The organism is Vibrio sp. DNB22_10_4 (assembly GCF_052879755.1).
Window position 1 is genome coordinate 972,948 of the sequence record NZ_JBNNXW010000001.1, and the last position, 12,231, is coordinate 985,178.

The 12,231-nt window shown below is 45.3% G+C and carries 9 protein-coding genes and 1 pseudogene; 5 read left to right on the forward strand and 5 right to left on the reverse strand.

Annotated elements, in window-relative coordinates; genetic code table 11:
- Positions 1-99: 99 nt before the first annotated feature.
- The gene (locus ACVA6Q_RS04180; RefSeq protein WP_353499416.1) at positions 100-1,665 is read right to left on the reverse strand and encodes an arylsulfatase; all 1,566 of its coding nucleotides are present in this window, start codon (positions 1,663-1,665) and stop codon (positions 100-102) included.
- Between the two features lie 303 nt (positions 1,666-1,968).
- On the opposite strand from ACVA6Q_RS04180, the gene ACVA6Q_RS04185 reads away from it, so the two are divergent.
- The 3 genes and pseudogenes from ACVA6Q_RS04185 (at position 1,969) to ACVA6Q_RS04195 (ending at position 6,618) form a co-directional block, all read left to right on the forward strand.
- Entirely contained in the window at positions 1,969-3,543 is a 1,575-nt protein-coding gene (locus ACVA6Q_RS04185) for an arylsulfatase (RefSeq protein WP_418643006.1), read from the forward strand.
- A gap of 151 nt (positions 3,544-3,694) precedes the next feature.
- Complete coding sequence (gene helD / locus ACVA6Q_RS04190; RefSeq protein WP_446647179.1) at positions 3,695-5,755, forward strand: DNA helicase IV; 2,061 nt, start codon at positions 3,695-3,697, stop codon at positions 5,753-5,755.
- Between the two features lie 18 nt (positions 5,756-5,773).
- Positions 5,774-6,618 (forward strand): annotated as a pseudogene (locus tag ACVA6Q_RS04195) (LysR family transcriptional regulator).
- 24 nt (positions 6,619-6,642) lie between these two features.
- Here the strand turns inward: ACVA6Q_RS04195 and ACVA6Q_RS04200 are convergent.
- Together ACVA6Q_RS04200 and ACVA6Q_RS04205 are read right to left on the reverse strand one after the other, a co-directional pair.
- Positions 6,643-7,434, reverse strand: a complete 792-nt coding sequence (locus ACVA6Q_RS04200) for an SDR family NAD(P)-dependent oxidoreductase (protein ID WP_446646635.1) — start codon at positions 7,432-7,434, stop codon at positions 6,643-6,645.
- A gap of 161 nt (positions 7,435-7,595) precedes the next feature.
- Positions 7,596-9,341 (reverse strand): methyl-accepting chemotaxis protein, encoded by a 1,746-nt coding sequence (locus ACVA6Q_RS04205; protein WP_446646636.1) that lies wholly within the window; start codon positions 9,339-9,341, stop codon positions 7,596-7,598.
- Between the two features lie 290 nt (positions 9,342-9,631).
- Between ACVA6Q_RS04205 and ACVA6Q_RS04210 the strand changes: the two genes are divergently transcribed.
- The gene (locus ACVA6Q_RS04210) at positions 9,632-10,225 is read left to right on the forward strand and encodes a beta-phosphoglucomutase family hydrolase (protein WP_446646637.1); all 594 of its coding nucleotides are present in this window, start codon (positions 9,632-9,634) and stop codon (positions 10,223-10,225) included.
- Positions 10,226-10,298: 73 nt separating this feature from the next.
- Here ACVA6Q_RS04210 and ACVA6Q_RS04215 read toward each other — a convergent pair whose 3' ends face one another.
- Both ACVA6Q_RS04215 and ACVA6Q_RS04220 read right to left on the reverse strand, forming a co-directional pair.
- Positions 10,299-10,772 carry an FKBP-type peptidyl-prolyl cis-trans isomerase gene (locus ACVA6Q_RS04215; protein ID WP_446646638.1) on the reverse strand — a complete coding sequence of 158 codons (474 nt, stop codon included), beginning with the start codon at positions 10,770-10,772 and terminating at the stop codon, positions 10,299-10,301.
- Between the two features lie 11 nt (positions 10,773-10,783).
- Positions 10,784-11,407, reverse strand: a complete 624-nt coding sequence (locus ACVA6Q_RS04220) for a thiol:disulfide interchange protein DsbA/DsbL (protein ID WP_353499409.1) — start codon at positions 11,405-11,407, stop codon at positions 10,784-10,786.
- A 144-nt stretch (positions 11,408-11,551) separates the two neighbouring features.
- Here ACVA6Q_RS04220 and ACVA6Q_RS04225 point away from each other — a divergent pair, with 144 nt between their 5' ends.
- Positions 11,552-12,190, forward strand: a complete 639-nt coding sequence (locus tag ACVA6Q_RS04225; protein ID WP_446646639.1) for an OmpA family protein — start codon at positions 11,552-11,554, stop codon at positions 12,188-12,190.
- The last annotated feature ends 41 nt before the right edge of the window (positions 12,191-12,231 follow it).

The window sequence follows — 12,231 nt, forward strand, 5'->3', positions numbered from 1 at the left end:
TTGACACCTAAGAGAAAAGGCCAGTAAAGGCCAGTCACTTTCGAAGTGGCTGGCCTTTTTTATAGCGCTTGGTTTAGCTTGCTTGTTCCAAACGAAGCGTTATTTCATTTGCTCTACTTGTTTCTGAAGTTGATCAAGCTGTTGCATTTTGCCTTTTAGGCCCAGTGACTGGTAATCAATTGCTGCTGGGTTCATCATCTGACCTTGCTGCATTGGGTAGTCTGGCAATGTTTTGAAGAAGTCACCTAGCACGTCTTGAATCGGTACGAATAGCCACATGTTGTCAGCCATCCAGCGAAGGTACATGCCCGACTCGTGTGGTGCTTTTTCAAATGGGTCTGCACGCAGGTGAATAATTTGTGGCCAGTTTGGCGAGAAACGGATAGCGTTCGAGATATCACCCTCAAGAACAGCAAAGTTTAGCTTCCAATCATTCCAACGAACAGCGTTTAGCTCACCATTTGCGGTGAAGTAAAGCAACGAATCACGTGGTGCCTCGTCCGTTTTACCTTCAAAGAATGGTTTAAAGTTGTAACCGTCGATGTGAACACGCCAGTCTTTGCCATTTGCTTTGTAGCCTTTGGCAAGTTGCTCTTTCACGTCAGGAACGCCTGCAGCATCAAGAAGTGTTGGTAGCCAGTCTTGATGAGCCATCATTTCGTTGATCTTCGTTCCAGGTTCAATGACCCCAGGCCAGCGAACAAGTTGAGGAACACGCATACCGCCTTCCCATGTTGTCCCTTTCTCACCGTGGAAAGGTGTTGCACCACCATCAGGCCATGTCACAGTTTCTGCACCATTGTCCGTCGAGTAGATAACAATGGTATTGTCAGCGATCTTTAACTCATCGAGTTTGTCTAGCAAGATACCAACATGGTCATCGTGCTCTAACATACCGTCAGCGTAGATAGATACTCCAGACTTACCTTGATATTTCTCTTGTAGGCGCGTCCAAACGTGCATACGTGTTGTGTTGTGCCAGATAAAGAAAGGTTTGTCGGCTTTTACTGCTTTTTCCATGAATGCCAACGATGTTTCTAGGAACTCCTCGTCCGCGTGCTCCATACGTTTACGAGTCATAGGTCCGGTATCTTCAATCTTGCCATCTGCGTATGACTTGATTACACCACGTGGACCGTAGTTCTTACGGAATTCTGGGTCTTTCGGGTAGTAGTAAGTCTCTGGCTCTTCTTCAGCGTTTAGGTGGTAAAGGTTACCAAAGAACTCGTCGAAACCGTGTTTTGTAGGTAGGTGTTGATCTTGGTCACCCAGGTGGTTTTTACCAAACTGAGCCGTCATGTAGCCTTGATCTTTCAACAAGTCTGCAATAGTAGGAGCCCAGTCTGGAATACCGTGCGTCGAACCTGGCATACCGATGGTAAGAAGACCTGTACGGAAAGGCTCTTGACCCGTAATAAATGCTGCACGACCAGCAGTACATGATTGCTGACCATAGTGATCGGTAAACAAGGCACCTTCATTAGCAATACGGTCGATGTTTGGGGTTTCATAACCCATCATGCCCTGGTTGTAGGCACTAATGTTCCAGTAACCAACATCATCGCCAAAAATCGCTAGGATATTTGGTTGGTCTGCTGCGATAGCTGCGGAAGATGTAGCAACAAGGCCTACGCCCATTGCGATCTTACTTAAGTGGTTCGCCATTCTAGACTCCATCGTTTTTTAACTTATTGGATTTGAACGAGACACCCAAAGGTATCCGGATGTTTGGCACTTTAGGCGAGTCGCAGGCGGAAGTCGTCTTATAGAGACTATAAAGAAAAGTTATAACCATCCTTATCTAACTGATATCTAATAGTTTTAGCTATATATGGAAACAAAAAAGCTTACCGAATGGTATGTGATTATTGTCGAATAATTCAGCTTTATAACCTGATGACATTTTCAAGAAAAACCGTTGTGTTAGTGGTAGTTATGCATGTTAGCGACTATATGTTAATGGGCGGGATGCAACCAACTAACGTAGAGGTTTACATGACAACGACAACAAGGTTTAAGCGGAGCTTAGCTGTATTGGCTACCGCGTTAATTGGTGTTTCAGCAAGTGCGTATGCCGAGGATAAACCCAATATCCTCGTAATCTGGGGCGATGACATTGGTCAATCCAACGTCAGTGCATACACGTTTGGTTTAATGGGTTACAAGACGCCTAACATCGATTCCATTGCTAAAGGTGGAATGATGTTCACCGATTATTATGGCGAGCAGTCGTGTACGGCTGGGCGTTCGACATTTATAACAGGTCAAAGCGTACTTCGAACAGGCTTAAGTAAAGTGGGTCTTCCTGGTGCAGATTTAGGTTTGCAAGCGGAAGATGCCACGATTGCAGAGCTACTTAAGCCTCACGGTTATATGACCGGGCAGTTTGGTAAAAACCATTTGGGTGATAAAGATGAGTTTCTACCCACCGCCCATGGCTTTGATGAGTTCTTTGGTAACCTTTATCACTTGAACGCTGAAGAAGAGCCAGAAAACATCGATTATCCGAAAGATCCAGAATTTCGTAAACAGTTTGGTCCTCGCGGCGTCATCAAATCATTTGCTGACGGTAAAATTGAGGACACAGGACCTTTAACTCGTAAACGTATGGAAACGGTGGATGAAGAAACCTTGTCAGCTGCGCTCGATTTTATGGATCGTGCTGTCGCGGCGAAAAAACCGTTCTTTGTTTGGTGGAACGCAACGCGCATGCACTTCCGTACCCATGTTAAAGATGGCAACCTAGGCAAATCAGGTATCAGTTATTATGCAGATGGCATGATTGAACACGATAACCATGTTGGAGAGCTGCTTAAGAAAGTTGACGAGCTAGGTATTGAAGACAATACCATTGTGTTTTATTCCACAGATAATGGCCCTCACATGAACACCTGGCCAGATGCGGGTCTCACTCCTTTCCGTGGCGAGAAAAACACCAACTGGGAGGGTGCTTACCGAGTGCCTGCAATGGTTAAGTGGCCAGGCAAAATCGAAGCGGGTAGTGTGTCTAACAACATCATGCACCACATGGATTGGTTACCAACCTTCCTAGCAGCAGCGGGTGAGCCAGATGTGAAAGAGAAGCTACTTAAAGGGCACCAAGCCGGTAACAAGAGCTTCAAAGTTCACTTAGATGGTTATAACTTCTTACCGTATTTAACAGGGGAAACTGAAGAGTCTCCACGTGCGGAAATTTTCTACTTCTCTGATGATGGCGATCTCACCGCACTGCGTTATAACAATTGGAAAGTGGTGTTTATGGAGCAACGCGTAGAAGGAACACTGCGTATTTGGGCAGAACCGTTTGTTACGCTTCGTGTACCGAAAATCTTCAACCTGAGAATGGACCCTTATGAAGTCGCTGACGTGACGTCCAACACTTACTATGACTGGATGATCGATAGGGTTTATCTACTGGTACCGGCGCAAGTATATGTAGGTAAGTTCCTAGAGACCTTCAAAGAATTTCCGCCAAGGCAAAAAGCAGCGAGCTTTAACTTGGATGATGTGATGGAGAAGCTACAGACACCGACCAACAAGTAAATTGATGCTAAAAAGCGCTCCCAACGACTGGGAGCGTTTTTATTTGGATTCTTTTTCACACTTATTACATAAACTTGGATGGATTTAGCGAGTTGATACAGTAGACTGACTACTATAACTCACAATGAATACCACGTTATCTCGATTTATCATGCTGCTAACCGCCACTCCGACCGCTGAAATCTTTACTCAACATGAGTTCCGAACCATTGAATTGCAACCGCACTGCTTAGTACTGCATTCTGTTCGAGCGGAGGTACGAATACCTTTCTGTGAATGGAGCGGCAAGCTTAGCGTTAAGCGGGGCTTAATTTGGTCTTCGATTACGGTTCATGCTCATGAGAGTGACGATAAGCAGGTATGCTGGGTCGTACAAGGTTTGCCATGGCAAGAAGCGCAACGATTTGCCAAGAATGCTGTATCGGTGTACCAAAACTGGCATCGAGAACAAAGTGCCATGCTTAAAACCTACTTGCCAAAGTGGGAGCAGGAGTTGACAAGACTGCGTACATTACCTCAGTTCCTGCCGCATTCATTGATGACAGGGTGGGTAGATGAGGTAAACAGTCAGTTTCTGGAGATGAACATGTCTATCTCCGAGGCAATGCGTACTATGCCGAATCGAATCCAAAAGTTGCTGCCATGGCTAGATGAGACTCAACACGCACTGGAAGAACGCAACACCAACTGGTTGGTTGATGAGCGCGAAAACTGGCAGGTGCTGTTTACGCAATCAGAATCGTCGCCAATGAACTATTCGCAGCAAATGGCCGTTTTGCATAACAATGATCAGAATTTGATTCTAGCTGGAGCAGGTTCAGGCAAAACCAGTGTGTTAATGGCAAGGGTTTCGTACTTGTTGCAAAGTCATTTAGCACATCCAGAGCAGATACTCCTTGTCGCTTTTGGTCGTGATGCCGCCAATGAAATGCGTGAGCGATTAGAGAGAAAGCTTGGTAAAACCGCTGATGACATTGCGGTACTGACTTTTCATCAGCTTGGCCTGCAAATCCTCAAAGAGACAGAAATTCAACCGCCGAAACTTACCCCGCTCGCCACAGAGTCAGCACAGAAAAATGGGTGGTGTATTGATTGGCTGAAAAAACACTGGATGACGCCCACCAACTTCAAGCGTTGGCAAAAGCACTTATCCAAATGGCCTATTGCTTACCTAAAAGGCGATGAAGAACTTGGCAGTCAGAGCGAAAACCCTAAGTTGATTGCTTGGCTTGAGCAGCAACTCGACCAGTTGATCGCAACAGGGCTGAGCAAAAAAGCGATTCAAGAACGGCTTATCGATGATGCCGAATACACACGTTTGAATAGTGAGCTAGCATTGTGCTGGCCTTGCTATCAAGCTTGGCAAAAGATGCTTAAAGACAATGACCAGATTGACTTTACCTCGATGATTACCAACGCAACTAAGCGAGTGAGTTCGAAGAAGTTTACTTCACCGTGGAAGTTCATCATGGTTGATGAGTATCAGGATATCTCACCCGATCGCCTAGCCTTAGTGCAGTCTTTATGTGAACAGCCTGACAATAAAGCGTCGCTGTTTGCTGTTGGGGATGATTGGCAGTCAATCTATCAGTTTACTGGCTCCGATGTAGATTTGACCACCGAGTTTAGCGACCGTTTCCCTCATTCATCGGTGCATTTACTGGATACCACTTATCGCTTCAGTGACAAACTCAGTGAAGTGGCGTCTGATTTTATTCAGGCCAACCCTGCGCAAATCAGTAAAGAGATAAAAAGCCACAAAGCTGTGAAGCAAAAAGCGGTTGTGATTGAACATGGTAATCGAGTAGAAAAAATTCTCGATGATATCAACAGCAAGGCAAAGAGTGCCAAATCGGTGCTACTGCTTGGCCGTAATCATTATCACAAACCAGAGCTGTTTCATGATTGGCAGAAGCTATTTACTAATCTGTCATTAGAGTTTATGACCTGTCACTCGAGTAAGGGTAAAGAGGCCGATTTTGTTATAATCGTCAATGCCGATGAAGGGCAGTTCCCGGCTAAGCGTAAGTTTATTCACTTAAGTGATGCACTAACGAAAGGCTCAGATGACTATCCTCATGCAGAAGAGCGACGCCTATTTTATGTGGCGATGACCCGTGCGAAAAGTCGAGTGTGGATTACTTATCAATCGTCACCTTCACCGTTTGTTAAAGAACTGATGGATCATGATTTGGTCATGGTGAAAAAATAACTTTGTGGATTATTGGCTATGAACATCGATTATCTACGTTTATTTATTCGTCTAGCAAGTACCCATAACATCAGCCAAGCAGGGCAAGAACTTGGCTTGTCGCCCGTCTTGTCCATCGCACCACTCGAAAAGTATCTCTAACGCAGGAGGGGGAGGCGTTTTTGCCTCATGCAGAAAATGTGGTTGATAGTGTTGAACTCGCCAAAGCTTCTATTGGCGGGCAGGGCGCATTGGCTTCCGGCACGTTGCGAGTGACAGCGCCTTCGTCTTTTGGCCGTATGCATTTACTGCCAGCTATGAATGCATTTATGGAGCAAAATCCAGAGCTTTCAGTCGACCTGCGCTTTTCTGATTCGATTGTTGATTTAGTGGATGGCGGTTTTGATGTAGCCATTCGTAACGCTGAACTAAAAGACTCCAGTTTGATTGCCAAAAAATTAGCGCCAGATCATCGTATCATCTGTGCTTCACCCGATTACCTGGCTAAATATGGAACGCCCGATTCGCCACAGGCTTTAAAAGATCATCTGTGCATCAGAATTACCGGTATCGATCATTGGGATTTCAAAACTGCGAATGGTGATGTCAGCATTAAGATTGCGGTCAAAATTCGTTCAGATAATGGTGATGCGATACGTGAGCTTTGTATGGCAGGTCATGGAATTACGATGAGCAGTACATGGAGTGTGTATCAACAAATAAAAAATGGGGAGCTGGTGGAAATTTTACAGCAAACCCCTTACCAATCGGATACCGCTATCTGGGTGTTGTACCCAAGTTCAAGACTCGTAGCCCCAAAAGTCCGAGCTTTTATTGATTTCTTTAGCGACTATTTTGGTACGCCGCCATATTGGGATTTATGACACAGATCCTCTTTGAGCGAATGCTCATAGGTACTGATCAAGAGCAGACATGACTGCTGCAACCTTTTCGGTGTTCTGCGCGTCGTTGTGCGGTTTCGCAAACTTGCCGATGTCGTTATCAAAATAAAGACCGCTGGCATTTTCAAACTCATCAGACAAAGCGGCTCTGACGAGAATGTCTGCACCAATATTCAGATCGTTACCAGCTACGCCGTACGCCTCTTTAACCATTTTGCTGCCCAAGAAGGATGCCGGATTGACGGCAACAAACACAGGTCCGCTTGGATACTCAGCCGCCATGGCTTGTGTCCACATGGTGATAGCCAGTTTTGACTGCGCGTATGCGCAATTGTCAGAAAGTACCGGACGACCAACCATAGCTTGAACATCAACAGGTGCTTGTGCGGCTGATGATAAGTTCACCACACGGCCATCGCTATTCAATAGCGGCAGTAACTGACGAGTCAGAATGTATGGGGCAATGGTATTCACTGCAAAACGTACATCTAGGCCGTCTTTTGTCAGTGTGTTCGGCGTAGCAAACACGCCGGCGTTATTTATAATTACGTCAAGCTTGCCGTGCATCTCTGAAACTTGCGTAGCCAGCTGGCTGACTTCGCTCAGAATAGACAGATCGGCGACATAGCTTTCAATCTTGGCATTGCGATTTAACGCCGCTACTTCTTCTACTGCGGCATTGAGTTTCGCTTCATTGCGCCCATGCATTAGGATGTGGTGACCCTGTAGAGCGAGTTTTTTTGCTGTCTCTAAGCCAATACCATCGGTCGCGCCAGTTAATAAAAGTGTTTTTTGCATGGGTGTCGTCTCCTGATGAATGAACAGCTATAGATTAGGCGTTAGAATGCAACTCGCCAAGAAGCTAGGCTAGTAAACAGTTTTTAGTTTTGGTTGATAATAAGAAAAAGCCTTTGCGCGGGGCAAAGGCTTGGTAAGGTTAATCTGTGTTTGAGCTAGGACTAGATTTTGTAGCCCGATACAACATCATCCATATGTTGAGTTTGCCCCGAGACCTTTTGAACCTCTTCAATACAAGCATTGGCATTGCTCATATTGTCAGTGGAGATCTCATTCAGTTCGGTAATCGACTCGCCAACTTGGTTCATGACTATGCCTTGTTCTTCAATGGCGGCAGCGATTTGCTCTGAGTTTGCTTGGATCTCAGACATATCAGTAGAGATTTGTTGCAGTGCTGTATCTAACTTGGCTGAGGCGGATAGCGTTGCCGCGCCTTGTGTGTTGCACTGCTCAATATCATCAACGACCGTGGTCATCTGAGATTGAATAGCGGTGACCAAATTGGTGATTTCTTCTGTGGATTGGTGAGTTCGGCTTGCTAGCGCGCGAACTTCATCAGCAACTACGGCAAAACCTCGGCCTTGCTCACCCGCGCGCGCCGCTTCGATGGCTGCATTGAGCGCCAAGAGGTTGGTTTGCTCAGCAATATCTTGAATGATATGTACGGCACCTCCAATTTTGCCTACATGGTCACTCAATGAACGTATTTCATCATTACTTTCAGCTAGCACAGCAGACAAGGATTGAATATTACTTACGGTGTCATCAACAAAAGTACGGCTTTGCTGAGAATTGTCTGCTGCTTGGTTAACGACATCCGCAGCTTTGTGCGTCGTTTGAGAGATCTCATCGATAGTGGTCACCATTTGCTGAACGGAAGCCGCCATTGAATTGGTGTGATCGCTTTGGCTGTGGAACTGTTCTACCACAAGTTGCAGCTCGGAGCTCATGTTGCTGCTACTGTGTTTTAGCTGACTAGATTGCTGCTGTGTATCGGCGACCAGCGCTCTAAAGCTGTCGAGTAGGCTATTGACCGCGCGACCAATCGAAGCGATTTCGTTTTTACCTTCCGACGGCACATGCGTTGTAAGGTCGTTTGTGCGAGCAATAGTGGAAATATTGGTCTGCAACGTATCAACGTCACGGCTGATGGAGCGAAGGATAATGCCAATTAATGCGACGATCGCAAAGATAAGCCCACCAGAAATAACCCATTTGATTGTTGTTAGTGTGGCAATCGCTTGATCCAGCGCGTTGTGAACGGTTTGATTAAAGGCTTTGAAATCTGATTCAATACTGTGAGAGCGGCTGCGGGTTTCACCTAGCAAGCCTTGGTCGTATTTAAAACCAATGATGGAGCGTTGTGTTAACGTCTCTTGGCCTAGTCGATCTAGCGGCGCGATGCCACTTTTGTTCAAAGAGAGAGCAGAACCTGTAAGCACGGCATCTTCTAGTTCGATAAGCGATAGAGTTAGATTATTACGCTGGTGTCTATCTAACTCTTGCTTGAACTGCCCCATAATGCCGTCATTAGGCGTCAAGCCTAATGTTTTATAGGCCGCGACCAAGTTAGTAAATGCGCTACGATAATCAGCCAACTCTCGATCGAGTTGATTCGGTAGTGGAACATTGGATGCTTCGAGAGTTTGTTCTAACGCGCTTTTTTGCTCATTGAACAAACCAGCATTAGTGTTGAACTTATCTAAGTACTTTTCATCTTTTCGGAGTAAGAAGTCTTTTTCATTACGGCGAAGGTTGAGAAGCGTGACTTCTAGTTGCCCAAGTTGCGTAACAGCATTGGAAAGGTTATCGGTAGTGCGGGCGAAGTAGGTACTGGTTCCCAGTACCGCAAGTATCGCCAACAGTGACAGCGATCCTAGGAGTAGAAGTTGATGCTTAATCTTCATAGTGAGCCTTAACTAATTATCTATCCGTATTGAAACGCCTTGACTGAAGGGGGATCAGTAGACGTAAAGTTTTGTTATTATTTGAACTTGGAACCGTTTCGGGTGCGCAATATAGCAAGTTATTGATTTTTAGTCTTCATTTGCAATAGCAAGAAAAAGAAATGGAATCGAGTGCATATAAATCGCCCTGATGAAACTCTTTGTTGATATTTATATCGGTAATAGTATGCCGTTCTTTAGCGAACGGTGTAGGCTTTAGAGCACAAAAATGAACATTAGAGGTTAACGTCTTGTTACAGCTAGAAAAATACGATGCAATTATTTTTGATATGGATGGTACGCTTTTGGATACCATGCCGAACCACGTAAAAGCATGGGAGTTAACTGCAGAATACTTTGCGTTTCCATTTGATCGGACTTGGCTGCATTCACTTGGAGGCATGCCGAGCTATAAGATTGCAGGTGAGGTAAACCAGCGCTACGGCCTGAGTTTGGATCAGCAAACCGTGTCGGCTTTCAAAATGGAGATGTTTGCTACGTTGCCATTTCATGGTGCCCCAATCACACATACTTATGAAGTATTCAAACAATACAGAGGTCAGAAGCCGATGGCGATTGGTACCGGTAGCCAACGTGACTCTGCAATAAAGTTGCTCACTGAAGCTGGTGTGTTGGAGGCGTTTGACTGTGTCGTGTCTGCAACCGAGGTGAACAGCCATAAACCGAATCCAGATACTTTCTTAATGGCAGCGGAGAAAATGGGTAAGCAAGCTTCGCGCTGTGTCGTTTTTGAAGACACGAAACTGGGACTGCAAGCTGCCCGCGCGGCAGGCATGGACTGCTATTTAGTGACTGAAACCAGCTTTGAATTCTATCCTGTGTAATGAAAAAACGCCCTATCAATGATGATAGGGCGTTTTGTTAGGGTGTTTCTCAATCTTTTATTAGAGTGAGGATTTATTGAATCTCGATTAACTCAACATCAAAAATCAACACTGCTGCAGGTGGAATTGGGCCGCTACCGCTTTTTCCGTAACCTAGCGTGCTAGGAATGTACAGGCGGAATTTGTCGCCTTCTGACATGTATTGCAAGCCTTCTTGCCAGCCCTTGATCACTTGGTTAAGACCAAAGCTGATTGGTGTCCCACGATCAACGGAGCTATCAAAAACAGTGCCATCGATTAGCGTACCGTGATAGTGCACTTTTACTTTGCTCTTAGCCGTTGGCGTTTCAGTATTGTCACCTTTATGAAGGATCTCATATTGAAGGCCACTTTCAGTGCTAATCACACCTTCTTTCTTGGCATTCTCTAGTAAAAATGCCTGACCTTGTTGGAAGTTCTCTTCACCTGCTTTGCTGTTGTTCCAAGTGCGATAAATCATGAAAGCTGCCAGCAGCAGAACGATAACAGGGATAAGAATTTTAGACACAAGCTTTCCTTTTATTTTGTTTTTAGATAATTAATGGTTTCAGCGATTTCATCGATTCCCTGATGACCAGAGACCATGACTTCATACTTGCCGTTAACAATAAATGTCGGTACCGCATTAATTTGCGCTTCAACAGAGACTGACTCCGCGACTTCTAGATAACGAAATAGCTGCTCTTGTTGCGTTTTATCGAGTTCGTATGGGCTTACCATGTCGCGAGAGTGGAAAATACGATCAAGTTCCGCTTTTTTTGCTTCTCCATCAAGGTCGCGATCTTGAACCAAAGCAAAAAGGCTATCTTTCATATCAGCTGGCACTTTACCGTTTTCGGATTGCATTACCGCAGTGTAGAAAATCATTGCGGCAATTTTAGCACTGTCATTGAACATGACGTGCAGTTTGCCCAGTTTTTCACCTGTCTGTTCTTCTAGAGCGGGTAACATTGGTTCTAGGTTACGACAGTGGCCACAGCTCAAAGAGAAGATTTCAGTGACTTGTGGAAGACGATACGTCGCTAAGTTGGTGTCGAGCGTGCGGTATTGTTTGCCTTCAACTGGAGTAGATGACTCGCTGCAAGCAGCAACAGCCACAACCAGCGCTAATATAGATAATGACTTAGAAAGTGTTTTTAACATAATAATGCTTCTAAATGAATTTAACCCAAAGAGTGTAACGTTGAATGAGTGAACCACACAAGAGGGGAAAAGACGAAAGATTTATTGTAAAGCTTTGACTATTTCGGTCGATAAAAGAGTAAGTTCAAAAGTGAGGAGTGGGTGATGTTGAAACTGAAAAAAATCGTAGCTGTTGCTGTAACGGGCGCTGCTGCGATCATTTTGTCAGGGTGCAGTTCGATGTCCGCAACCACCAGTAAAATGTTCCCAGCAATGCTAGAGACTGCGCCGCGTGGTGAAAGCGATGTGATGCACGCCGATTGGGCCGAGGCGCCGATCATGTCGAGTGCGAGAGTCGGTGGACCTAATGGTCAATATCGAACTCAGTCATGGGATGAGTTGGAGACGTATTTGGTGAATCACGGATTGGATTATGAATTGATCCCCGGTGATTATGTGATGATTCGTCTTAAGCAAAAAATCCATTTTAATACGGGCTCTGCCAACGTTGCAGACGGCTCTGCTCAGTGGTTAAGTCAGCTCGCTAGCTTTTTGTCAAATCAAAACGGGGTGGATGTTGTCATTGGTGGTCATACCGACAATACCGGTACAGTGAAACTCAATGACTCCTTGGCAGATAAGCGAGCGGAATCGGTTAAACGAGCACTGGTTGGCAATAAGGTCCCACAACAGATGATCTACACTCGCGGTTACGGAGAATACGTTCCGGCGTGTACCAACTCTACCCAGTTTGGTAAAGCCTGCAATCGTCGAGTGGAACTGACATTGATTGTTGCTCAGTAATCTCGAAACATTAAAAAAAGCGACGGAAAATCCGTCGCTTT